This window comes from Pseudomonas sp. NBRC 111140, assembly GCF_001320885.1.
In the GTDB taxonomy this organism is placed as follows: Bacteria; Pseudomonadota; Gammaproteobacteria; order Pseudomonadales; family Pseudomonadaceae; genus Aquipseudomonas; species Aquipseudomonas putida_P.
The window spans coordinates 1-22,404 of sequence record NZ_BCBQ01000022.1; the positions used below are offsets into that span (position 1 = coordinate 1).

A 22,404-nucleotide genomic window follows, 5' to 3' on the forward strand; every position below is an offset into this window, starting at 1 on the left:
GTATGCGGGCGTGCCGGCGGCGATTGATGCCTTCAGGGCCGCGCAGGAAGTGATCGACAGCTACCAAGGCTGACGCAGCCTTTTCCAGTACCGGCCTCTTCGCGGTCACGCCCGCGAAGAGGCTGGTACTGCCTTGCCTATTTGGCCTGGCGAGCCTTCTTCAGCTTGAAGGCCACCCACAGTACGGCAATCCAAGCCGGGATCAGCATCACCGAGATGCGAATCGGCGGGGTCAGGTACATCACCACCAATATCAGCACGATGAACGCCAGACACAGGTAGTTGGTCAGCGGGTGCCCCAGGCTTTTGTAGAAGGGGATGATGCCGGCAGCCAGCTTGGCCTTGCGGAATTTCAGATGAGTAATGCTGATGCTCGCCCAGTTGATCACCAGCGCCGACACCGCCAGCGCCATCAGCAAGCCAAAGGCCTCGCCCGGCATCAGGTAGTTGATCAGCACGCACAGGCCGGTCGCGAAGGCCGACACGCCCAGCGCGGTCAGCGGTACACCGCTGCGGCTTACCTTCAGCAGCTGGCGCGGCGCATCACCTTGGCTAGCCAGGCCGAACAGCATGCGGCTGTTGGCGTACACACAGCTGTTGTACACCGACAGCGCAGCCGTCAGCACCACGATATTGAGGATGGTCGCCACCAGGTCGCTGTCCAGCTCATGGAAGATCATCACGAACGGGCTACCGCCCTGCACTACCTTCTGCCACGGGTACAGCGACAACAGCACCGCCAGGGCACCGATGTAGAAGATCAGGATGCGGTACACCACTTGGTTGGTGGCTTTGGGGATGCTCTGGCGGGGGTTGTCGGCTTCGGCGGCGGTGATACCCACCAGCTCCAGGCCGCCGAACGAGAACATGATCACCGCCAAGGCCATCACCAAGCCGCTGACGCCGTTAGGGAAGAAGCCGCCGTACTGCCACAGGTTGGCCACGCTGGCATCCGGGCCGCCATGGCCGCTGCTCAACAGCCAGGCGCCAAAGCCGATCATGCTGACGATGGCCACCACCTTGACCAGGGCGAACCAGAACTCCATCTCGCCGTAGACCTTCACCTGGGTCAGGTTGATCAGGTTGATCGCCACGAAGAAGATCGCCGCGGTGGCCCAGGTAGGAAACTCCGGCCACCAGTACTGCACGTAGATGCCGACCGCCGTCAGTTCGGCCATGCCGACCAGCACGTACACCACCCAGTAATTCCACCCCGAAACGAAGCCGGCGAACTCGCTCCAGTACTGGTGGGCGAAGTGGCTGAAACTACCGGCTACCGGCTCTTCCACGACCATTTCGCCCAACTGGCGCATGATCAGAAAGGCCATCAGGCCGGCGATGGCATAGCCCAGCAGCACGGAGGGGCCGGCCAGCTGGATGGTTTGGGCGATGCCCAGAAACAACCCGGTACCGATGGCCCCGCCCAGCGCGATCAGCTGGATATGGCGATTCTTCAGCCCGCGCTGTAACCGCTCGGGCGTGCTCTGGTCTTGCATGAAGTGTCCTTTAGCTCAGTGAGGCAGTGCTGTTGCTGTTATTTGCAGTCAAGGATCTAGATCCATCCGCCCCACTGCAAGATGAAAATACCAATGTTGGTGGTGATTGCCGCCATTAGCGTGGTAATGACGATGATCGACGCCGCCAGCTCATGGTTACCATTGGCCGCCCGCGCCATCACGTAGCTGGCCGCAGCGGTCGGGCTGCCGATGTAGAGGAACAGGATGCCCAACTCCGCACCGCGAAAGCCACACAACCAAGCCCCCAGGGTACCGAGCAACGGCAAGCAGACCATCTTCACCAGGCTGGCATCGATGGCCAGCCGGCCACAGTCACGCAGCGCCGCCAGCGACAAGGTGCCACCGATGCAGATCAGCGCCAGCGGCAGGGTCATCTGCGCCAGGTAGTCGCCCGAGGTCAGCAGCCAGTTGGGCAACGGCACCTGGCCGTAAGCCATCGGGGTAGCCACCAGCACGCTGATGATCAACGGGTTGCTGAAAATGCTCTTGCAGATGCTCCATGGGTCGGACTTGAGGTCCGGGCTGTACACCGCCAGCACCACCGCCGACAGCGAGTTGTACATGAGGATGACCAGGCCCGCGAGCACCGCCCCCAGGGAAATACCATAGTCACCGTACAAACTGGCGGCCAGGGCCAAGCCGATCACGCCGTTGTTGCCGCGAAATGCGCCCTGGGTATAGATGCCCCGGTCGGCCAGCGGGCTGCGCCAGATGGCCAGGCCCCAGGCAATGGCGAAGCCGACCAGGGTGGCAGCGATGAAGTACAGCATGACACCGGGTTTGACTGCTGCGGCCAGGTCGGCGTGATAGATACCGAGGAACAGCAGCGCCGGCATGCACACGTTGAACACCAGCTGCGAGGCGACGCGGTTGAAGTTGTCGTCGATCAGGTGGATGCGTTTGAGCAGCACGCCCATGAACAGCATGGCGAAAACCGGTGCCGTGATGTTCAGCGTCTGGATAAGAAGGGCGAGCATGCGCAAGCGATCCTGGAGGGGGTTGCCGTTAGGCGGCTAATAATACGCCAACGGCCGGAATTTGCGGGGATCGCGGGGTGTTATACATAAATTTCTGTCAGTGCCGGCTTCTTCGCGGATAAACCCGCGAAGAAGCCGGCCCTTTGAGCAAAGAATCAGCGCCGAACCGGCCGTTTCTGCAGCTTGCGCTGCAAGGTCCGCCGGTGCATGCCCAGCGCCCGCGCGGTGGCGGAGATATTGCCCTCGTGCTCGTTCAGAACGCGCTGGATGTGCTCCCACTGCAGGCGGTCGACCGACATCGGGTTTTCCGGCACCAGCGTATCCAGGTCGGTGTGCTCCGACAGCAGTGCTGCCAGCACATCATCGGCGTCAGCCGGCTTGCACAGGTAGTTGCAGGCACCGCGCTTGACCGCCTCCACCGCAGTGGCAATGCTCGAATAGCCGGTCAGGATCACCACGCGCATTTCTGGGTCCAGCTCAAGCAGCTTGGGCAGCAGCACCAGGCCCGAGTCGCCGTCCATCTTCAGGTCCAGCGTGGCGTAGTCCGGCAGGTCCTGCTGAGCCAGGATCAAGCCTTCCTCGGCAGAACTGGCAGTGCTCACGCGGAAACCGCGACGGCTCATGGCCCGGGCCATGACCCGGGTGAAGGTGGCATCGTCATCCACCAGCAGCAGGTGCGGCAGCTCTTCGCTTTCGACCTGGTTTTCTTCGCTCATCATTCATCTCCTCGCTTGCCATAGGGCAGGCGCAGTTCGGTCAGGGTGCCACCCTGTTCATGACTATAGAGTTTTACCGAACCGCCCGCACGGGTCACGCTGGCCTTGCTCAAGAACAGGCCCAGGCCGAAGCCTTTGCCCTTGGTGGTAATGAAGGGTTTGCCGATGGCTTCGGCAATGGCCGGCGGCACGCCGGGGCCGTGGTCGCGGATGCTGATGACGATGTCCTGGGCGTCCCAGTCAAGGCGCACTTCCAGGTCATCGGGGCAGGCATCGGCAGCATTGTTCAACAGGTTCAGCAGCGCCTGGGTAAGGTCCGGTGGCGGTGTCAACCGAGGCACCTTGCCGTCGCGCAGACGCTGGAAGCGGTAACTGGCTTCCGGGCGCATCAGGTGCCAGCGGTTCAGCGCTTCGTCCAGCCATGCAGTCACATCCTGCTCGACGATCGCCAGGCGTCGGTTGGCTTCGGCAGCGCGCACCAGCTGTTGCAAGGTTTCCTTGCACAGCTTTACCTGGTCCTGGAGGATCTGCAGGTCCTCCTGCAACAGCGGGTCGGTATGGTCCTGGCGCATTTCGTTGATCAGCACGCTCATGGTCGCCAGCGGCGTACCCAGCTCATGGGCGGCACCGGCAGCCTGGGTGGCCACGGCCAGCAACTGCTCGTCGCGCAGGCTTTCTTCACGCCGTTCGGAACGCAGCTGCTCCTGGCGGCGCAGCTCTTCGGCCATGCGCGCGGCAAAGAAGGTGATCACGGCCGCCGCCAGGGCAATACTCAGCCACATGCCGTAGACCTGCATCTTGTCCCGCGCCATGGGCAAGCCTTCGAGCGGGTAGAACTGCACCAGCAGCAGGCTGTAGGCCGTCAGGGCGATGCCAGACAGGATCAGCGAATACAGCCACGGCAAGGTCACCGCAGCAATCGCCAGCGGCACCAGGTAATACGAAACGAACGGGTTGGTCGAACCGCCGGAGTAATACAGCAAGGCGCTGTGGATCAGCAGGTCACAAGCCAGCTGCAGGGCATACTCCATTTCGGTGACGGGCAGCGACAAGCGCAGGCGCAGGGCCGTGAAGGCACACAGCAGCGAAGACAAGGCCAAGGTGCCGGCCAGCGACAGCCAGGGCAACGGCAGCAGTTCGGTCCAGTAGGCAACACCCACCGAGCCAGCCTGGGCAGCCAGGACCAGGACCCGAATGACGGTCAGGCGCCAGAGGTTCTGACGGGTAGCGGACAACGGTTGTACGGCAGCGAGCATGAGCTCTCCTGATGAGTGCTCCAGAAAATCGGCTGGAGTATACCGAAGCCTGGCGCCTAGCTGCAGCGATGCGGCAAAGCGCCACACTTTGTCACAGGTTGATGATGGCACTTTTGAACCCACTACACTGTTGCCGGTCTGATGGGCCATGCGTGGAATGGACAACCAGACGCCACGCCTTTTATTGCCAAGGAGTACCACATGCAAATCCCACGTCGCGGCACCGCCTTCATCCTGTCTTGCGGCCTGCTCGCCAGCCTGCCGGCGCTGGCGGCCGATGAACCGCGTTTCAACCAGGTATCGCTGCGTGCCGAAGTCAGCAAGGAAGTGGCGCGCGACCTGATGGTCGTGACCTTGTACAGCGAAGCGCAGAACAGCGACCCGGGCAAGCTCGCCAAGCAGATCACCGAAACCATGAACAAGGCCGTGCAGCAGTCGCGTCAGGTCAAGGACGTGAAGATCAGCCAGGGAAGCCGCAACAGCTACCCGGTATATGACAGCAAGGGCCAGAAGATCACCGGCTGGCGCGAGCGCGCCGAACTGCGCCTGGAAAGCGCCAACTTCCCGGCCTTGTCCCAGCTGACCGCCGACCTGCTGCAAGAGCTGAAAATGGGCGGCATGGACTTCTCCATCGCCCCGGCCACGCGCAAGGCCAGCGAAGATGCACTGCTCAAGGATGCGGTCGATGCCTTCAAGGCACGCGCGCAGCTGGCCACAGAAGCGCTGGGCGGCAAGGGCTACAAAGTGGTCAACCTGAACCTCAACAGCAGCGGCTACCCACGCCCGTACCTGCGTAGCGCACCGATGGCGATGAAGGCCATGGGGGCTGATGAAGCGGCACCAGCGCCGGATATCGAAGCCGGCACCAGTGAAGTGAGCATGAATGCCGATGGCCTGATCGAAGTGCAGATGCCTTAACGGGTTCACGAAACACCTGTGGGAGCGGCTGCGCCCGCTCTCCCAGGCATCGCGTCAAACAGATTTTCAGAAGCTTCCTACGCACCATTAAGGTGCCTCCTACATATACTCCCGCCTCGAAACATCCTGCAAAATGCCATCATTTTGCCCGCGCAAACGTTTAACTTCGCCGAAAGTTATACCGATGCGACATCCATGTACGGCCGTACCACTTTTCCGGCGCCAACTATCCTTCTTCCTGTTGCATTGGGAACACCCCCTGCATAAGTATCCGCAGGTCGGCTCACGAGGCCACCTCATCCAAAAAATGACAACAATGAGGCCACCATGCTCAAACACGCAGTCATTCCGTTCCTGCTTGGCGCAGGCTTGCTCACCGGTGCACCGTCGGCCTTGGCCGCGTCCAACCTGGTGTTCTGCTCCGAGGGCAGCCCGGCCGGTTTCGACCCGGGGCAGTACACCACCGGGACCGACTTCGACGCCTCGGCCGAGACCGTGTTCAACCGCCTGACCCAGTTCGAACGTGGTGGCACGGCCGTCATCCCGGGCCTGGCGACCAAATGGGAAGTGTCCGACGACGGCAAGACCTACACCTTCCACCTGCGCGAAGGGGTCAAGTTCCATACCACCGACTACTTCAAGCCCAGCCGCCCGTTCAACGCCGACGACGTGTTGTTCACCTTCAACCGCATGCTCGACAAGGAGCAACCGTTCCGCAAGGTTTACCCCACCGAGTTCCCGTACTTCACCGACATGGGCATGGACAAGAATATCGCCAAAGTGGAGAAGCTCGACGAGCACACGGTGAAGTTCACCCTCAACGAAGTCGATGCCGCGTTCATCCAGAACCTGGCCATGAGCTTCGCCTCGATTCAGTCCGCCGAATACGCCGACCGGCTGCTCAAGGACGGCAAGGCCGCCGACATCAACCAGAAGCCTATCGGCACTGGCCCGTTCGTGTTCAGCAAGTACCAGAAGGACGCGCAGATCCGCTTCAAGGGCAACAAGGACTACTGGCAACCCGATGACGTGAAGATCGACAACCTGATCTTTGCCATCACCACCGATGCCTCGGTGCGCATGCAAAAGCTGAAAAAGAACGAGTGCCAGGTCACTTTGTTCCCCCGCCCGGCCGACATCGAGCCACTAAAGAAAGACCCCAAGCTAAAAATGCCTGACCAGGCCGGTTTCAACCTTGGCTACATCGCCTACAACGTGATGGACAAGATCAAGGGCAGCAACGACGCCAACCCCATGGCCCAGTTGAAAGTGCGCCAGGCGCTGGACATGGCCGTGGACAAGAAAAAGATCATCGAGTCGGTCTACCAAGGTGCCGGCCAGCTGGCAGTCAATGCCATGCCACCTACGCAATGGTCCTATGACACCAGCATCAAGGACGCCCCGTTCGACCCCGAAAAAGCCAAGCAACTGCTCAAGGAAGCTGGCATCAAGGAAGGCACCGAAATCACCCTGTGGGCCATGCCGGTGCAACGCCCGTACAACCCCAATGCCAAGCTGATGGCCGAAATGCTCCAGTCCGACTGGGCCAAGATCGGTATCAAGGCGAAGATCGTCAGCTACGAATGGGGCGAGTACATCAAACGCTCCAAAGGCGGCGAACAGGGCGCCATGCTGATTGGCTGGAGCGGTGACAACGGTGACCCGGACAACTGGCTGGGCACCCTCTACGGCTGCGATGCCGTGGATGGCAACAACTTCTCCAAGTGGTGCTACAAGCCCTACGACGACCTGATCAAGCAGGCCAAGGCCACTTCCGACCAGGCCAAGCGCACCGAGCTGTACCAGAAGGCGCAGCACATCCTCAAGGAGCAGGTACCGATCACACCGATCGCTCACTCCACCGTCTACCAGCCCATGAGCGCCAAAGTGAAGGATTACAAGATCAGCCCATTCGGACTGAACTCCTTCTACGGCGTCAGCGTGGACAAGTAGGCTGACCCGGGCACCCGCTGAGCGGCGGGTGCCCCTCCATCCTTGCCACCCTTTCATGTCGTCCTGCTGCTATCCGCCGCGGGAGCGGCGAACTGTTGCCGTCATTCGTACAACGAGGCGGCGCAAACAGACGAAAAAGGACTTGCCATGCGTCACGCTACCCGCCTTTCGACCCTGTTGGCCCTGGGCCTGATCAGCCAGTCCCCGGCCCTGCTGGCCAACAACCTGGTGTTCTGCTCCGAGGGCAGCCCAGCCGGCTTCGACACCGCTCAGTACACCAGCGCCACCGACAACGACGCCGCCGAACCCATCTACAACCGGCTGGTCGAGTTCGAACGGGGTGGCACCGCCGTGCAGCCTGCCCTGGCAACTCGCTGGGAAGTGTCCGACGACGGCCTGCGCTACACCTTCCACCTGCGTGAAGGGGTGAAATTCCACAGCAACAAGGCCTTCAACCCAAGCCGCGAGTTCAACGCCGACGATGTGTTGTTCACCTTCAACCGCATGCTCGACAAGGGTCACCGGTTCCGCCAGGCCTACCCTACCGAGTTCCCCTATTTCATCAGCATGGGCCTGGACAAGAATATCGCTAGCATCGAGAAGGCCGGCCCGCTGACCGTGGTGTTCACCTTGAACACGGTCGATGCTGCGTTCATCCAGAACCTGGCCATGAGCTTCGCCTCCATCCTCTCCGCCGAGTACGCCGACCAGTTGCTGGCCAGCGGGCGCCCCAGCGACATCAACCAGCAGCCGATCGGTACCGGGCCGTTCGTGTTCCAGCGATACCAGAAGGATTCGCAGATCCGCTACAAGGGCAACAAGGACTATTGGGCACCGAATGAGGTGAAGATCGACAACCTGGTGTTCTCGATCAACGTCGATCCCTCGGTGCGCATCCAGAAGCTGCGCCGCAATGAGTGCCAGGTCACCCTGCACCCGCGCCCGGCCGACCTGCCGGCGCTCAAGGCCGACAGCACGTTGCAGGTGTTGCAGCAACCAGGCTTCAACCTCGGCTACATCGCCTACAACACCCAGCACCCACCATTCGACCGCCTGGAAGTGCGCCAGGCAATGGACATGGCGGTGAACAAGCAAGCCATCATCCAGGCGGTGTATCAGGACTCCGGCCAACTGGCGGTGAACGCCATGCCACCCACCCAGTGGTCCTATGACGAAAGCCTCAAGGACGCCCCCTACAACCCGGAAAAGGCCAGACAGCTGCTGCAGCAGGCCGGTGTCAAACCTGGCACCGAGGTCACCCTGTGGGCCATGCCGGTGCAGCGCCCATACAACCCCAACGCCAAGCTGATGGCCGAAATGCTTCAGGCCGACTGGAACAAGCTCGGCTTCAAGGTACGCATCGTCAGCTATGAATGGGGCGAATACCTCAAGCGCATGAAAAGCGGTGAGCACGACATCGCCCTGATCGGCTGGACCGGTGACAACGGCGACCCGGACAACTGGCTGGGCACCCTCTACAGCTGCGATGCCATCGGCAGCAACAACTATTCGCTGTGGTGCGACCCGCAGTACGACAGCCTGGTCAAGCAGGCCAAGCAGGTGACCGACCGTACGCAGCGCACCGCCCTGTACCAGCAGGCCCAGCAGCGGCTCAAGCAGCAGGTACCGATTACCCCGGTGGCGCATTCCACGGTGAACCAACCGCTCAGCGTCAAGGTTTCCGAATTCAAGGTCAGCCCGTTTGGGCGCAATGACTTTTCCGGTGTGAGTGTTGACTGATCTTTAGCCCTCAAGGGCCACTTCGCGGGTGAACCCGCTCCCACAGAGATCTTCACAAACCAGGCGTCTGCGCAGATCCCTGGGGGAGCGGTTTACCCGCGAAAAGGCCAGCACAGGCAGCACGCCCCCCCCAACTCAGCCCGGCGATCCCGTGGCAACCCAGGCAACACCGCAACACCCACCCGGCCCACAAGGCCGGCAATAACTAGAAAACAATGGGAGCTTCAACCTTGAGAATATTCACCCTGACCGCACTGGCGTTATCCATCAGTGCCTTATCCACCGTGGCCCAGGCCGACCCGCAAAGCCAGGCCTACATCCCGCTCACCCTCAAAGGCAGCAGCGAGCAGGCGCAGGCCAGCGGCTTCATCGACGGCCAGAGCCTGTCTGGCAGCACCCGCAACTGGTACGCCCGCGAACGCGCCGCACGCGCCCCGCTGTGGAAGTACTACAAAAGCGACGGCACCCGCCACCCCACCCACAGCCGGGAAAACTGGGTACAAGGCAGCATCCTCAACTACAGCTCCGGCTTCACCCAAGGCACCGTGGGCATCGCCGTCGAGGCCGCTGGCTACAACGCCATCGCCCTGCAACAGAGCCGCGAAGCTGTCGCCGGCCCCAACAACCGCACCCTGACCCACAGCGATGGCGACCCCATTGGCCAGTGGAGCAAACTGGGCCTGGGCAACATCAAGGCACGGGTGTCCAACACTACCCTTACCTTCGGCCGCCAGTCGGTTGACACCCCGATGATCGCCTACATCGGCAACCGTGCCCTGCCGTCGAGCTTCCAGGGCGCGTTCCTGCACAGCGCCGAGTTCGATAACCTCAGCTTCGACCTGGGCACCTTCGACCGCGTCTCGCCACGTACCGAGCAGAGCCTCAGCAAGTTCCGCAGCGAATACAGCGCCACTGGCGTGGAAACCGACCGCGCCAGCACCGCCGGCATCAACTACCAGCCGTTCAAGAGCCTGAGCACCAGCCTGTACGCCACCAAGGTCGACGATTTCTGGAACCAGTACTACTTCGGCGCCAACCACGTGCTCGGCGACAGCGCAGTGCTCAGCCTGAGCACCGGCCTGAACTACTACAAGACCGTCGACGCCGGCAGCCAGAAAATGGGCAAGATCGACAACGACACCTACAGCCTGTCGTTCGACCTGACCCACCAGGCCCACACCCTCGGTGCCTCCTGGCAGCAGGTCAACGGTAACGAGTACTTCGACTACCTGCACGAAACCAACGGCATCTACCTGGCCAACTCACTGCTCTCGGACTTCAACGGCCCCAACGAAAAATCGCTGAAGATCTCCTACGTACTGAACATGGCGCCCTACGGCGTACCAGGCCTGAAGTTCAACCTGTACAACGCCCGCGGCTGGGGCATCGATGGCACTCACTATCGCGGTACAGCCTACGACGTGAATGGCCTGGATGGCGAAACCCACTACGAGTGGGGGATCGGCACCAGTTACGCGGTGCAGAGCGGGCCGCTGAAAGACACCAGCATCCGCGCCACCTACACCACCCACCGCGCCAGCAAGGCCCAGGGTGATGGCAGCCTGGATGAGTTCCGCGTGGTGACCACCATCCCATTCAACATTCTCTGACCGCCGGCGCCACGGCCCACTTCGCAGCGGGCCGTGGCGACTACGCTGGAATCAATGCAAGCAGGGAGCCTTCAACCCATGCAGAGAGCTTTCATGAAATCGCTACCGCTACGCCTGGCCCTGGCCGTCCTGGTGCTGGGCAGCACCACGCAACTGGCCGCCAAACCACTGGTGGTGTGTACCGAGGCCAGCCCGGAAGGGTTCGACGTTGTTCAGTACACCACGGCGGTCACTTTCGACGCATCGTCCGAAACCGTGTTCAACCGCCTGGTCGATTTCAAGCCCGGCACCACCGACATCCAGCCGGCACTGGCCGAACGCTGGGACATTTCGCCAGACGGCCTGACCTACACCTTCCACCTGCGTCACGGGGTGAAGTTCCACACCACCGACTACTTCAAGCCAACTCGCGAATTCAATGCCGACGATGTGCTGTGGAGCCTGAATCGCCAGCTTGACCCGAATCATCCGTGGCATGACAAGACCAGCGTGGGCTATCCCTACTTTGAAAGCATGGCCTTCAAGGAACTGCTCAAGTCGGTGAGCAAGAGCGACGACAACACTGTGGTGATCACCCTCACCCGCCCGGAAGCCCCGTTCCTGCATGACATGGCAATGGGCTTCACCTCGATCTATTCCGCCGAGTACGGCGACAAGTTGCTCGAAGCTGGCAAAACGGCCGAGCTGAACAGCAAGCCGATCGGCACTGGGCCGTTCATCTTCCAGCGCTACAACAAGGATGCACAGGTCCGTTTCAAACCGAATCCCGAATACTTCCGCGGCAAACCACCCGCCGATGCCCTGGTCTTCGCCATCGCTACCGATAGCAACGTACGACTGCAAAAGCTACGCGCCAACGAATGCCAGGTCGCGCTCTACCCCAAACCGGATGATGTGCCGTCGATCAAGGCTGACCCCAAACTCAAGGTGGCCGAGATCGAAGCGCTGGTCACCGGTTACATCGCCATGAATACCGAGCACCCATACCTGAGCGATGTGCGCGTGCGCAAAGCCATCAACATGGCCTTCGATCGCCAGACCCACGTCGATCAGCTGTTTGGCAAGGGCAACGCGCTAGTGGGCGTCAATCCATACCCGCCGACCATGATCGGTTACAACACCAGTAACAAGAACCCGCCGCGCGACCTCGACAAAGCACGCGCCCTGCTCAAGGAAGCTGGCGTTCCGGAAGGCACGGTGATCACGCTGTTCACCCGCAACGGTGGCGGCATGACCAACCCTAACCCGCGCCTGTCCGCCGAGATGTTACAGGCCGACCTGAAACAGATCGGGCTGAAGCTGGATGTCCGCGTGATGGAGTGGGCGGAAATGCTGCGCCGCGCCAAGAAGGGCGAAGCGGACCTGGTGTCCACCGGCTGGGCAGGCGACAACGGTGACCCGGATAACTTCCTTACCCCGCTGCTCAGCTGTGACGCGGCCAAAACCGGCGAGAACTACGCCCGCTGGTGCAACTCGAAATTCCAGGAACTGATTACCCGCGCCCGCGAGGTGATCGACAACGACGAACGTGCAAGGCTCTATAGCGAGGCATTGAAGGTGTACGATGACGACCAACCCTGGATCAGCATGGCCCATCCGAAGATGTTCACCGCCATGCGTGACAACGTTGAGGGCTACGTGATCAGCCCTCTGACCAACAACAACTTCGCCACCACCAAGGTGAAGTAGAACAACAACGACCGCCGGCAACCCACACGGGCACCGGCGGCACTGCCGTACCGGGCTGATCGCCCCACGGCCTGATGAGGTAACCCCGACAATGTTGAGTTTTATTGCCCGGCGCCTTGGCCTGCTGATACCGACCTTTTTCGGCATCACCTTGCTGACCTTCGCGCTCATACGCCTGATCCCCGGCGACCCGGTGGAAGTGATGATGGGCGAGCGCAGGGTCGACCCCGAAATGCATGCCCAGGCCATGGAGCGCCTGGGCCTGAACAAGCCACTGCCGGTCCAGTACCTGGACTACATCGGCAAGCTGGCCCAAGGTGACCTCGGCGAATCGCTGCGCACCCGCGAAAGTGTGTGGAACGAGTTTCTCACCCTGTTCCCGGCCACCCTGGAGCTGGCCTTCGCCGCTTTGCTATTCGCCGGCATTGTCGGCCTGCTGGCCGGGGTGATCGCCGCACTCAAGCGCGGTTCGCTGTTCGACCACGGTGTAATGGGCATTTCACTGGCCGGCTATTCGATGCCAATTTTCTGGTGGGGCCTTATCCTGATCATGTTCTTCTCGGTGAGCCTGGGCTGGACGCCGGTGTCCGGGCGCATCGACCTGCTCTACGACATCGAGCCGAAGACCGGCTTCATGCTGATCGATACCTTGCTCAGCGACGAGGATGGTGCGTTCAAGGACGCGGTGATGCACCTGATTCTGCCGGCCATCGTGCTCGGCACCATCCCGCTGGCGGTGATCGCCCGCATGACCCGCTCGTCAATGCTCGAAGTGCTGCGCGAAGACTACATCCGTACCGCACGCGCCAAAGGCCTTTCGCCAGCCCGCGTGGTGTTCGTGCACGGCCTGCGCAACGCCCTGATCCCGGTGCTGACCGTATTCGGCCTGCAGGTCGGCACGCTGCTGGCCGGTGCGGTACTGACCGAAACCATCTTTTCCTGGCCGGGCATCGGCAAGTGGCTGATCGAAGCCATCGGTGCCCGTGACTACCCCGTGGTCCAGAACGGCATCCTGTTGATCGCCTGCCTGGTGATTCTGGTCAACTTCGTCGTAGACATCCTCTACGGCCTGGCCAACCCACGCATCCGTCATCAGCGCTGAGGCCCTTGCCATGACTAGCCCGATTGCAAAATCCGTGTCGCCGGCCAGCCCGGTGGACCAGAGCCTGCTCTACCCCTCGCCGTACAAAGAATTCTGGCAAGCCTTCGCGCGCAACAAGGGCGCGGTGATGGGCCTGGCCTTCATGTGCCTGGTGGTGTTCTGCGCCCTGTTCGCGCCGTGGGTCGCCCCGCATGACCCGAGCGAGCAGTACCGCGACTTCCTGCTGACCCCGCCGGTGTGGCTGGAAGGCGGCACCTGGCAGTTCATCCTCGGCACCGACGAACTTGGCCGCGACCTGCTTTCGCGGCTGATTCAGGGTGCACGGTTGTCGCTGCTGATCGGCCTGTCGTCGGTCGTGATGTCGCTGATCCCTGGCATTTTCCTCGGCCTGCTGGCCGGTTTCTTCCCGCAACTGCTCGGCCCATCGATCATGCGCCTGATGGATGTGATGCTGGCGTTGCCGTCGCTGCTGCTGGCGGTGGCCATCGTCGCTATCCTCGGCCCTGGCCTGATCAATACGGTGATCGCCATCGCCATCGTGTCCCTGCCCTCCTACGTGCGCCTGACCCGCGCCGCCGTGATGGGCGAGCTGAACCGCGACTACGTCACCGCCGCACGCCTGGCCGGTGCCAGCCTGCCACGGCTGATGTTCGTCACCGTGCTGCCCAACTGCATGGCGCCACTGATCGTGCAGGCCACCCTCAGTTTCTCCTCGGCCATCCTCGACGCCGCCGCGCTGGGCTTTCTTGGCCTCGGCGTACAACCGCCAACCCCCGAGTGGGGCACCATGCTGGCTTCGGCCCGAGACTACATCGAGCGTGCCTGGTGGGTGGTCAGCCTGCCCGGCCTGACCATTCTGCTCAGTGTGCTGGCAATCAACCTGATGGGCGACGGGCTGCGCGATGCGCTGGACCCTAAACTCAAGAACGCCGCCTGAGGAGAACGCCATGTCACTGTTGCAGATCAACAACCTCAACGTGCGCTTCGGCGACGCCAATGCGGTACCGGTCGTCGACGGCCTGGACCTGGCGGTGGAGGCCGGCGAAATCCTGGCCATCGTCGGCGAGTCCGGCTCGGGCAAATCGGTCACCATGATGGCCTTGATGGGCCTGATCGAAGCCCCTGGGCGTATTACCGCCGACGCCCTCACCTTCGATGGCACGGACATGCTCAAGCTCAGCGGCCGGCAACGACGCAAAGTGGTTGGCAAGGATATCGCCATGGTCTTCCAGGACCCGATGACCGCGCTCAACCCCAGCTATACCGTGGGTTTCCAGATCGAAGAAGTGCTGCGCCAGCACCTGGGCCTGAAGGGCAAGGCCGCGCGCCAGCGTGCCCTCGAACTGTTGAAAAAAGTCGAGATCCCGGCTGCAGAAAGTCGCCTGGATGCTTACCCGCACCAACTGTCCGGCGGCATGAGCCAGCGTGTGGCGATAGCCATGGCGATTGCCGGCGAGCCCAAGCTGTTGATCGCCGACGAACCGACCACCGCGCTGGACGTGACCATCCAGGCGCAGATCATGGAGCTGCTGGTCAACCTGCAGAAAGAGCGCAACATGGCGCTCATCCTGATCACCCACGACCTTGCCGTGGTCGCCGAAACCGCCAGGCGGGTGTGCGTGATGTACGCCGGCCAAGCCGTGGAAGTGGGCCAGGTGCCGGAGCTGTTCGACGTGCCCGCCCACCCTTACAGCGAAGCCTTGCTGGCAGCGATCCCCGAGCACAGCATCGGCGCCGAACGCCTGGCCACCCTGCCTGGCATTGTCCCTGGGCGCTACGACCGCCCGGTCGGCTGCCTGCTGTCGCCGCGTTGCCCGTACGTGCAGGACACATGCCGGCGCCAGCGCCCGCCCCTCGACCCACAGGCCCATAGCCTGGTGCGTTGCTTCTACCCGCTGAACCAGGAGGTGGCGTGATGGCCGTCGTTCTATCCGCCCGGGAGCTTACCCGGCATTACGAAGTCTCCCGCGGGCTGTTCAAGGGCCACGCGCTGGTCCGTGCGCTGAATGGCGTGTCGTTCGAACTGGAGGCGGGCAAGACTCTGGCCGTGGTCGGCGAGTCCGGCTGTGGCAAGTCGACCCTGGCACGCGCCCTGACCTTGATCGAAGAGCCATCGTCCGGCTCACTGCAAATTGCCGGCACCGAAGTGAAAGGCGCCAGCAAGGCTGAGCGCAAGCAACTGCGCCGCGATGTGCAGATGGTGTTCCAGAGCCCCTACGCCTCGCTCAACCCACGGCAAAAGATTGGTGACCAGCTGGCCGAGCCACTGTTGATCAACACCTCGCTGAGCAAAGCCGAGCGCCGCGACAAGGTGCAGAAGATGATGGAACAGGTTGGCCTGCGCCCCGAGCACTACCAGCGTTACCCGCACATGTTCTCTGGCGGCCAGCGCCAGCGTATCGCCCTGGCGCGGGCGATGATGCTGCAACCCAAGGTGCTGGTAGCGGACGAACCGACCTCGGCGCTGGACGTGTCGATCCAGGCGCAGGTGCTGAACCTGTTCATGGACTTGCAAAAAGAGTTCAACACCGCCTACGTGTTCATCTCGCATAACCTGGCGGTGGTACGGCATGTGGCAGACCAGGTACTGGTGATGTACCTGGGGCGGCCGGCGGAAATGGGGCCTAAAGAGGATATCTACGAGAAGCCGCTGCATCCCTATACCCAGGCGCTGCTGTCGGCGACACCGGCCATTCATCCCGACCCGCTGAAGCCGAAGATCCGCATTGTCGGGGAGCTGCCCAACCCGCTGAACCCGCCGGATGGGTGTGCATTTCACAAACGTTGCCCGTATGCGACGGAACGGTGTGCCAAAGAGGTGCCGGCGTTGCGGCAGGTGAGTACGCGGCAGGTGGCTTGTCACTATGCCGAGCAGTTCCTTTAGCCTTTAGATAGCTGGGGCCGCTTTGCGGCCCCAGGTTCTCAATGCATGAAGAACCAGATCAGAATGATCACCGGAATCGGCACCCCAATCATCCAAAGCAGTATCGAGCGCATGGCCTTTCTCCTTGTTCGATGGTGACAAGAAAGGTGCAGCCCTCATGCCAGCTGTATCAAAAAATTACATCCATATGAATCAACGGTTTACTCCAAAGGCCGCTTGAGCGAACCGTGCAATATGCAGGATCCACACCCTTGCACCTGGGTGTTCTGCAATGCACTATCTCCCAATGACCGCCACCGCCCTTCCTGACGGCCCCGAGCAAACCCCGCTCACCGCCGACACCGTGCTGCGCTACCACCTGTGCTGGAAGCACCGCGACCTCGACGGCGTCATCGCGCTGTACCACCCCGACATCCAGTACCACGACTTCTTCCAGAACCGCGTGCTCGGCTACCAGGCGCTGCGCGACTACGTACGCGCCTGCCTGCCCCACGAAGCCGGCGAAGACATCGTCCACAGCGACCGCATCCGCGTCGATGGCTGCACCGCGTTCATCCAGTACCAGGTCACAGTCCAGGGCGGCGACGGCCTGGTGGCGTTCCAGTCCAGCGAAGCCATCACCGTCAAAGACGGGCTGATCTGGCGGGTCAACGAATACGCCACGCTTGTTCGCCAGAACGGCAGCGGTCACGCCGGCAGCGGCCCACGCCCGGCCACCAGCCGCCTGGGCCTGTCACCCCGGCAGTTGTCGACCATGGCCCAGGACCTGGAGCACTACTTCCAGCGCCAGCGCCCCTACCTGGACCCGGAGCTGGACCTGCAGCAAGTGGCCGACGCCAGTGGCTATAGCCGCAACCAAATCTCCTACCTGCTGAACCAAGTGCTGGGGCAAAGCTTCTACCGCTACGTCAACCAGGCCCGCCTGCAGCACCTGATGGCCAGCCTCGACGACGACCGCGTCGAGGCGACGATCGACGAGCTGGCGTTCAGCGCCGGCTTCAACTCGCTGTCAGCGTTCTACAAGTGCTTCCGTGAACACACCGGGCTCACGCCCAAGGCCTACCTGAAGCAAATTTCCCTGCGTGCACGCACGTAAGACAGCCGCCTACCGACATCACTAGGATCGCCCACAGACCTCGATGGACGTGGAGCCGAACCCGATGCAACCCCTGCGCACACTAAGCCTGTGGATGGACCAGCTTGACGAGCCATTGTGCGCCCGCCCGGCCCTGCGCGAAGAGCTGACAGCGGATGTGTGCATCATTGGCGCCGGCTATACCGGTTTGTGGACCGCCTACTACCTCAAGCGCCAGGCGCCACAGCTGAACATCGCCGTGATAGACGCCAACATCGCCGGTTTTGGCGCCTCGGGGCGCAACGGTGGTTGGCTGATGGGTAACCTGCTGGGCGAAGACCGCCTGCTCGCCACCCTGTCGCCGCAACAGCGCCGTGCCAGCATCGACCTGCTGCACGGTATTCCCGATGAAGTGCACAGCGTGCTGCTACGCGAAGGCATCGATTGCGACTACCGCAAAGGTGGCGTGCTGTACTGCGCTGCGCGCTACCCGGAACAGGAGCGCAGCCTGCGCGCATACCTCGACGACTTGTATCGCCAGGGCATGACCGAGGACGACTACCGCTGGCTACGCCCCGAGCAACTGGACGCGCAGCTGCGGGTCAGTAATGCGTTTGGCGCCATCTACAGCCCGCACACCGCGACTATCCAGCCGGCCAAACTGGTGCGCGGCCTGGCTCGGGCAGTGGAGGCGCTGGGTGTACCGATCTACGAAAACACCCCGGCCATCGACTGGCAGACGGGTGAGGTGCGTACGCCACTGGCACGGATTCGCTGCCAGTGGATGGTGCCCGCCGTGGAAGGCTACGCTGCCAGCCTGCCGCCGTTGGGCAAACATCAGCTGCCGGTACAGAGCCTGCTGGTGGCCACCGAGCCGCTGCCGGAGGCCACCTGGGCACAGATCGGCCTGAGCCAGGGGCAAGCGTTCAGCGAAAGCAGCCGCCAGGTCACCTACGGCCAGCGCACCGCCGACAACCGCCTGGTGTTCGGCGCCCGCGGAGGTTACCGCTTCGGTGGACGCCTGCGGGAAAACTTCAACCTCCACGAGCACGAAGTCGAGCTGCGTCGCTACTTGTTCGGCGAGCTGTTCCCACAGCTCAGGCACGTGCGCATCACTCACTCCTGGGGCGGCAATCTGGGCATGGCGCGGCGCTTCCGCCCGCACATGCTTTGCGACCGCCAACGCGGTATCGCCCTGGCTGGCGGTTACGGCGGCGAAGGCGTGGGCGCCACCAACCTGGGCGGGCGCACCCTGGCCGCGCTGATCCTCAACCAGCACAACCAACTGACCGCACAGCCCTGGGTACTCGACAACCGCCCGCTTTCCAGCCTGGCCAGCTGGCCGCCCGAGCCCTGCCGTTGGTTGGGCTACAACGCAATCATCCAAAGTTTCGTCCACGAGGACCGGACCCTCGCCAACCCCGCCAGCGCGCCGTGGAGGCGGCGCCTGGCCAGCTCGCTTGCGGACTTCATGGAAGGCTTCATGCACTGACTTCCCTTATCACCTGCACAGGATCCACCGGTCATGAGCATCACCCAGTTCAAGAACACCGCCAGCGCCGTGCTGGACAGTTCCAACCCCGTCGCGGTACCGCTCGGCGAGCCCATTGCAGTGGCCTCGGTCACCTGCGTGGAGCGCAGCGATGGCGTCGAAACCGGCATCTGGGAATGCACCCCCGGGCGCTGGCGGCGGCAGATCGTGCAGCAGGAGTTCTGCCATTTCATCAAGGGCCGCTGCACCTTCACCCCCGACGGTGGCGAGACCCTCTACATAGAAGCCGGAGACGCACTGATGCTACCGGCCAACAGCACCGGCATCTGGGACATCCAGGAGACCGTGCGCAAGACCTACGTACTAATTTTCTGATCCGCTGATCGCCTGCCTTCGATAACAACAGACAAAGCAAGGTAAACCCGACATGCGCACGCTCCTTCTCGCACCCCTGATGCTGGCCGCCAGCGTGGCCAGCGCCGCTGAAACGGTGAAGATATACAACTGGTCCAGCTACGTCGCTCCCGATACGCTGAAAAACTTCCAGCTCGCCAGCGGCATCGTGCCGACGTACGACGTGTACGACAGCAACGAAACCCTCGACGGCAAGCTGATGACCGGCAACTCCGGCTACGACGTGGTGTTCCCTTCCAACCACTTCATGGCCCGGCAAATCCAGGGCAAGGCGCTGAAGCGCCTGGACAAGTCGCAGTTGCCCAACTGGAAAAACCTCAACCCGGTACTGCTCAAGGCGCTGGAAGTGAACGACCCGGGCAACCAATACGGCTTCCCGTACCTGTGGGGCAGCACCGGCATCGGCTACAACATCGACAAGGTCAAGGCTGTGCTCGGCGACAACGCGCCACTGGACTCGTGGGACCTGATCTTCAAGCCCGAATACATGAGCAAGCTGAAAAGCTGCGGCGTCGCCGTGTTGGACAACGGCCCCGAACTGCTGCCCATCGCCCTGCACTACCTGGGCCTGCCGCACCACAGCCAGAACCCGGCCGACTACGACAAGGCCAAGGCACTGTTGATGCAGGTGCGGCCATACATCAGCTACTTCCACTCATCGAAGTACACCGGCGACCTGGCCAACGGCGATATCTGCGTGGTGGTGGGTTTCTCAGGGGATGTGCTGCAGGCGAAAAACCGGGCTGAAGAGGCGAAGAACGGGGTGAAGGTGGGTTACTCGATACCCAAGGAAGGCGCGCCGATGTGGTTCGACATGGTGGCCATGCCGGCCGATGCACCGGATGAGAAGGCCGGGTATGCCTACATGAACTACCTGCTGCAGCCGGAAGTGATGGCCAACATCAGCAACCATGTGCAATACGCCAACGGCAACCTCAAGGCGGACGGGTTGGTGGACCCGGCGATGAAGGGTAATACGATGATTTACCCGAGCGACGAGGTGATGGGCAAGCTGTATGCGCTGGAGGCGATGCCGGCGAAGATCGACCGCATCAGGACGCGGATCTGGACCAGCATCAAAGCCGGAAATTGAAATGGGGCCGCTTCGCGGCCCCAACTCCAATACTCAATGATGCTCGCGGGTAGCGCGGAACTTGATGTCCGGCCAGCGCTCTTCCATCAGCGCCAGGTTGACCCGGGTCGGCGCCAGGTAGGTCAGGTGCCCGCCACCGTCGATGGCCAGGTTTTCCATGGCCTTGGTCTGGAATTCCTCGAGCTTCTTCTTGTCATCGCAGCTGATCCAGCGCGCCGACCATACGGTGATCGGCTCGTAGGCGCACTCGACCTTGTATTCTTCCTTCAGGCGGCTGGCGACCACGTCGAACTGCAGCACACCCACCGCACCGAGGATGATGTCGTTGCTGCGCTCCGGGAAGAACACCTGGGTCGCACCCTCTTCGGCCAACTGCTGCAGGCCCTGACGCAGTTGCTTGGATTTCAGCGGGTCCTTCAGGCGAACGCGGCGGAACAGCTCCGGAGCGAAGTGCGGGATACCGGTGAAGCCCAGCGCCTCGCCTTCGGTGAAGGTGTCGCCGATCTGGATGGTGCCGTGGTTGTGCAGGCCGATGATGTCACCGGCAAAGGCCTCTTCCAACTGCTCGCGCTCGGAGGAGAAGAAGGTCAGCGCATCGCCGATACGCAGGTCCTTGTTCAGGCGAACGTGGCGCATTTTCATGCCCTTCTCGTACTTGCCCGAGCAGATACGCATGAAGGCGATACGGTCGCGGTGTTTCGGGTCCATGTTTGCCTGGATCTTGAACACGAAACCGGTGAACTTCTCTTCCACAGGCTCCACGGTACGCTCGTGGGCAACACGGCCCAGCGGGCGCGGCGCCCAGTCGACTACCGCGTCGAGCACGTGGTCGACACCGAAGTTGCCCAATGCGGTACCGAAGAACACCGGGGTGAGCTGGCCGTTGATGAACTCGTCCTGGTTGAACTCGTGGCAGGCGCCCTGCACCAGCTCCAGTTGCTCGACGAACGAGTCGTACTGGTCGCCCAGGTGGGCGCGGGCTTCGTCCGAGTCCAGGTTCTGGATGATCTTGGCTTCGGTGCGCTCGTGGCCGTGGCCTGGGGTGTACACCACGATGTAGTCACCGGTCAGGTGATACACGCCCTTGAAATCGCGGTAGCAACCGATCGGCCAGGTAATTGGCGCGGCCTTGATCTTCAGAACGGCTTCGATCTCGTCGAGCAGCTCGATCGGGTCGCGAATGTCTCGGTCGAGTTTGTTGATGAAGCTGACGATTGGCGTGTCGCGCAGGCGGCACACGTCCATCAGGGCGATGGTACGCGGCTCTACACCTTTACCGCCGTCGAGCACCATCAGCGCCGAGTCCACCGCGGTCAGGGTGCGGTAGGTGTCTTCCGAGAAGTCTTCGTGGCCGGGGGTGTCGAGCAGGTTGATCATGTGCTCGCGGTACGGGAACTGCATCACCGAGGTGGTGATGGAGATGCCGCGCTGCTTCTCCATTTCCATCCAGTCGGAGGTGGCGTGGCGGTCGGACTTGCGCGACTTCACGGTACCGGCGACGGCAATGGCCTTGCCCATCAGCAACAGCTTCTCGGTGATGGTGGTCTTACCAGCGTCGGGGTGGGAAATAATTGCGAAAGTGCGGCGCTTCGCGACTTCGGCGGCCTGGTTGGTCATGGGAAATCGCCTGACTGGGGGATTCAAAAAGGGGCGATATCATACCTGAAGTTGGGCCCAGACCAAAACTTGCTGAACCAGTGACACCTGTCCCGGCCCTTTCGCGGGCACGCCCGCTCCCACAGGTTCTGCAAAAGGCTTGAGGACAATAGAGAGCCCTGTGGGAGCGGGCGTGCCCGCGAAGGGGCCGGGACAGGCACAACAAATTCAACAGGCAATCGTTTTATCACGACAGATGGCCGCAGCGCAGTTATTTCAACGCCTACAGTGCATTAAGCCGCTGTTTTTTCTCGCCAAAAAACCCACCACCCAGTGATTAACGCTGGCCAAATGCCGCCTCAGATGGGAACC

General features: G+C 62.0%; 18 protein-coding genes and 1 pseudogene. 14 read left to right on the forward strand and 5 right to left on the reverse strand.

Going from position 1 to position 22,404, the window contains the following annotated elements:
• Nucleotides 1–73, forward strand: a pseudogene (locus APH42_RS29845) (4-carboxymuconolactone decarboxylase); the annotation flags it as partial.
• Between the two features lie 64 nt (nt 74–137).
• Here the strand turns inward: APH42_RS29845 and APH42_RS09580 are convergent.
• The 4 genes from APH42_RS09580 to APH42_RS09595 form a co-directional block, all read right to left on the reverse strand.
• The gene (locus tag APH42_RS09580; RefSeq protein WP_012270634.1) at nt 138–1,496 is read right to left on the reverse strand and encodes an amino acid permease; all 1,359 of its coding nucleotides are present in this window, start codon (nt 1,494–1,496) and stop codon (nt 138–140) included.
• Between the two features lie 56 nt (nt 1,497–1,552).
• Nucleotides 1,553–2,494 (reverse strand): AEC family transporter, encoded by a 942-nt coding sequence (locus APH42_RS09585; protein ID WP_012270633.1) that lies wholly within the window; start codon nt 2,492–2,494, stop codon nt 1,553–1,555.
• Nucleotides 2,495–2,649: 155 nt separating this feature from the next.
• Nucleotides 2,650–3,210: a response regulator transcription factor gene (locus tag APH42_RS09590; RefSeq protein ID WP_003255244.1), complete on the reverse strand. Its 561-nt coding sequence runs from the start codon at nt 3,208–3,210 to the stop codon at nt 2,650–2,652.
• Nucleotides 3,210–4,466 (reverse strand): ATP-binding protein, encoded by a 1,257-nt coding sequence (locus APH42_RS09595; protein WP_012270632.1) that lies wholly within the window; start codon nt 4,464–4,466, stop codon nt 3,210–3,212. The genes APH42_RS09590 and APH42_RS09595 overlap by 1 nt, the downstream gene beginning before the upstream one ends.
• Nucleotides 4,467–4,667: 201 nt before the next feature.
• On the opposite strand from APH42_RS09595, the gene APH42_RS09600 reads away from it, so the two are divergent.
• The 13 genes from APH42_RS09600 (at nt 4,668) to APH42_RS09660 (ending at nt 20,436) form a co-directional block, all read left to right on the forward strand.
• Entirely contained in the window at nt 4,668–5,384 is a 717-nt protein-coding gene (locus APH42_RS09600; protein ID WP_012270631.1) for an SIMPL domain-containing protein, read from the forward strand.
• A 327-nt stretch (nt 5,385–5,711) separates the two neighbouring features.
• The gene (locus APH42_RS09605) at nt 5,712–7,337 is read left to right on the forward strand and encodes an ABC transporter substrate-binding protein (RefSeq protein WP_060493207.1); all 1,626 of its coding nucleotides are present in this window, start codon (nt 5,712–5,714) and stop codon (nt 7,335–7,337) included.
• 147 nt (nt 7,338–7,484) lie between these two features.
• The gene (locus APH42_RS09610; RefSeq protein WP_012270629.1) at nt 7,485–9,077 is read left to right on the forward strand and encodes an ABC transporter substrate-binding protein; all 1,593 of its coding nucleotides are present in this window, start codon (nt 7,485–7,487) and stop codon (nt 9,075–9,077) included.
• A gap of 230 nt (nt 9,078–9,307) precedes the next feature.
• Nucleotides 9,308–10,687 carry an OprD family porin gene (locus APH42_RS09615; RefSeq protein ID WP_060493208.1) on the forward strand — a complete coding sequence of 460 codons (1,380 nt, stop codon included), beginning with the start codon at nt 9,308–9,310 and terminating at the stop codon, nt 10,685–10,687.
• A gap of 78 nt (nt 10,688–10,765) precedes the next feature.
• Nucleotides 10,766–12,376, forward strand: coding sequence for an ABC transporter substrate-binding protein (locus APH42_RS09620; RefSeq protein ID WP_177336846.1), 1,611 nt, complete (start codon nt 10,766–10,768; stop codon nt 12,374–12,376).
• Between the two features lie 91 nt (nt 12,377–12,467).
• Nucleotides 12,468–13,478, forward strand: coding sequence for an ABC transporter permease subunit (locus APH42_RS09625; protein ID WP_012270626.1), 1,011 nt, complete (start codon nt 12,468–12,470; stop codon nt 13,476–13,478).
• 10 nt (nt 13,479–13,488) lie between these two features.
• Nucleotides 13,489–14,415, forward strand: coding sequence for an ABC transporter permease subunit (locus tag APH42_RS09630; protein ID WP_012270625.1), 927 nt, complete (start codon nt 13,489–13,491; stop codon nt 14,413–14,415).
• A gap of 10 nt (nt 14,416–14,425) precedes the next feature.
• Complete coding sequence (locus tag APH42_RS09635) at nt 14,426–15,394, forward strand: ABC transporter ATP-binding protein (RefSeq protein WP_012270624.1); 969 nt, start codon at nt 14,426–14,428, stop codon at nt 15,392–15,394.
• A complete protein-coding gene (locus APH42_RS09640) occupies nt 15,394–16,362 on the forward strand; it encodes a peptide ABC transporter ATP-binding protein (RefSeq protein WP_060493210.1) in 969 nt (322 codons plus the stop codon). The genes APH42_RS09635 and APH42_RS09640 overlap by 1 nt, the downstream gene beginning before the upstream one ends.
• 271 nt (nt 16,363–16,633) lie before the next feature.
• A complete protein-coding gene (locus tag APH42_RS09645; protein ID WP_012270622.1) occupies nt 16,634–17,458 on the forward strand; it encodes a nuclear transport factor 2 family protein in 825 nt (274 codons plus the stop codon).
• Between the two features lie 64 nt (nt 17,459–17,522).
• Nucleotides 17,523–18,929 (forward strand): FAD-binding oxidoreductase, encoded by a 1,407-nt coding sequence (locus APH42_RS09650; protein WP_060493221.1) that lies wholly within the window; start codon nt 17,523–17,525, stop codon nt 18,927–18,929.
• Between the two features lie 33 nt (nt 18,930–18,962).
• Nucleotides 18,963–19,304, forward strand: a complete 342-nt coding sequence (locus APH42_RS09655; RefSeq protein WP_012270620.1) for a cupin domain-containing protein — start codon at nt 18,963–18,965, stop codon at nt 19,302–19,304.
• A gap of 52 nt (nt 19,305–19,356) precedes the next feature.
• The gene (locus APH42_RS09660; RefSeq protein ID WP_012270619.1) at nt 19,357–20,436 is read left to right on the forward strand and encodes a polyamine ABC transporter substrate-binding protein; all 1,080 of its coding nucleotides are present in this window, start codon (nt 19,357–19,359) and stop codon (nt 20,434–20,436) included.
• A gap of 33 nt (nt 20,437–20,469) precedes the next feature.
• On the opposite strand, the gene APH42_RS09665 is transcribed toward APH42_RS09660, so the two are convergent.
• Nucleotides 20,470–22,053 (reverse strand): peptide chain release factor 3, encoded by a 1,584-nt coding sequence (locus APH42_RS09665; RefSeq protein ID WP_012270618.1) that lies wholly within the window; start codon nt 22,051–22,053, stop codon nt 20,470–20,472.
• Between the last annotated feature and the right edge of the window lie 351 nt (nt 22,054–22,404).

Excerpts from the sequence above, each read along its gene's own strand:
- APH42_RS09580 (WP_012270634.1), bottom strand. The coding sequence starts at position 1,496 with ATGCAAGACCAGAGCACGCCCGAGCGGTTACAGCGCGGGCTGAAGAAT.
- APH42_RS09585 (WP_012270633.1), bottom strand. The coding sequence starts at position 2,494 with ATGCTCGCCCTTCTTATCCAGACGCTGAACATCACGGCACCGGTTTTC.
- APH42_RS09590 (WP_003255244.1), bottom strand. The coding sequence starts at position 3,210 with ATGAGCGAAGAAAACCAGGTCGAAAGCGAAGAGCTGCCGCACCTGCTG.
- APH42_RS09595 (WP_012270632.1), bottom strand. The coding sequence starts at position 4,466 with ATGCTCGCTGCCGTACAACCGTTGTCCGCTACCCGTCAGAACCTCTGG.
- APH42_RS09600 (WP_012270631.1), top strand. The coding sequence starts at position 4,668 with ATGCAAATCCCACGTCGCGGCACCGCCTTCATCCTGTCTTGCGGCCTG.
- APH42_RS09605 (WP_060493207.1), top strand. The coding sequence starts at position 5,712 with ATGCTCAAACACGCAGTCATTCCGTTCCTGCTTGGCGCAGGCTTGCTC.
- APH42_RS09610 (WP_012270629.1), top strand. The coding sequence starts at position 7,485 with ATGCGTCACGCTACCCGCCTTTCGACCCTGTTGGCCCTGGGCCTGATC.
- APH42_RS09620 (WP_177336846.1), top strand. The coding sequence starts at position 10,766 with ATGCAGAGAGCTTTCATGAAATCGCTACCGCTACGCCTGGCCCTGGCC.
- APH42_RS09625 (WP_012270626.1), top strand. The coding sequence starts at position 12,468 with ATGTTGAGTTTTATTGCCCGGCGCCTTGGCCTGCTGATACCGACCTTT.
- APH42_RS09630 (WP_012270625.1), top strand. The coding sequence starts at position 13,489 with ATGACTAGCCCGATTGCAAAATCCGTGTCGCCGGCCAGCCCGGTGGAC.
- APH42_RS09635 (WP_012270624.1), top strand. The coding sequence starts at position 14,426 with ATGTCACTGTTGCAGATCAACAACCTCAACGTGCGCTTCGGCGACGCC.
- APH42_RS09640 (WP_060493210.1), top strand. The coding sequence starts at position 15,394 with ATGGCCGTCGTTCTATCCGCCCGGGAGCTTACCCGGCATTACGAAGTC.
- APH42_RS09645 (WP_012270622.1), top strand. The coding sequence starts at position 16,634 with ATGCACTATCTCCCAATGACCGCCACCGCCCTTCCTGACGGCCCCGAG.
- APH42_RS09650 (WP_060493221.1), top strand. The coding sequence starts at position 17,523 with ATGCAACCCCTGCGCACACTAAGCCTGTGGATGGACCAGCTTGACGAG.
- APH42_RS09655 (WP_012270620.1), top strand. The coding sequence starts at position 18,963 with ATGAGCATCACCCAGTTCAAGAACACCGCCAGCGCCGTGCTGGACAGT.
- APH42_RS09660 (WP_012270619.1), top strand. The coding sequence starts at position 19,357 with ATGCGCACGCTCCTTCTCGCACCCCTGATGCTGGCCGCCAGCGTGGCC.
- APH42_RS09665 (WP_012270618.1), bottom strand. The coding sequence starts at position 22,053 with ATGACCAACCAGGCCGCCGAAGTCGCGAAGCGCCGCACTTTCGCAATT.